Consider the following 642-nt stretch of genomic DNA (forward strand, 5'->3'; position numbering starts at 1 on the left):
CTTAGATTAACATACCAAGTGCAACGCTAATTGATATTATAGAACACCTGATTAGGTGTCTGAAATCCTAACCGTTTTCTTGGTCTGTTGTTTAGTTTATTCTCAATCATTTGAATATCTTGATCAGAGACTTGTCTAAAGTCACAGCCCTTAGGCAAGAACTCTCTGATCAAGCCATTAGTATTTTCATTCGTCCCTCGTTGCCAAGAAGCGTAAGCATCCGCAAAGAAGAATGGGCTAAAGAGTTTTTGCCTTACTTTTTTGTGATCTGCGAACTCTTTACCATTGTCAGAGGTAATCGTTTTAACCTGTATCTTGACTGGTGTTAAGAGATCTATCATCGCATCTGACACTTGCTGAGCGCTCTTTTTAAGCACACGCTTCATCTTAAGCAGTCCTGTTTTACGCTCAACTATCGTCACAATCGCTTGTTTGTGATGCTGACCGATAATTGTATCCGCTTCCCAATCCCCAATCCGTGTGCGCGCGTCAACGATGCAGGGACGCTCATGGATTGAGACTCTGTCATTGATACGGCCTCGGGTCTCAGCAGTTAGACGCTGGCGATAAGGTTTGGCTTTGCGTCTAAGACAGTGCCATAACGTGCCACCTTTGCTCTTGTCTTTCCAGATATAGCGATAG

Annotated in this window: 1 protein-coding gene; it reads right to left on the reverse strand. The window is 43.5% G+C overall.

Annotation, left to right across the window (positions count from 1 at the left end; all coding sequences use genetic code 11):
• Nucleotides 1-26 precede the first annotated feature (26 nt).
• Nucleotides 27-642, reverse strand: a 616-nt coding sequence (locus EI162_RS14460) for an IS30 family transposase (RefSeq protein ID WP_192524986.1), incomplete at its 5' end; no start/stop codon positions are given.

The organism is Psychrobacter sp. FME6 (genome assembly GCF_014861365.1).
In the GTDB taxonomy this organism is placed as follows: domain Bacteria; phylum Pseudomonadota; class Gammaproteobacteria; order Pseudomonadales; family Moraxellaceae; genus Psychrobacter.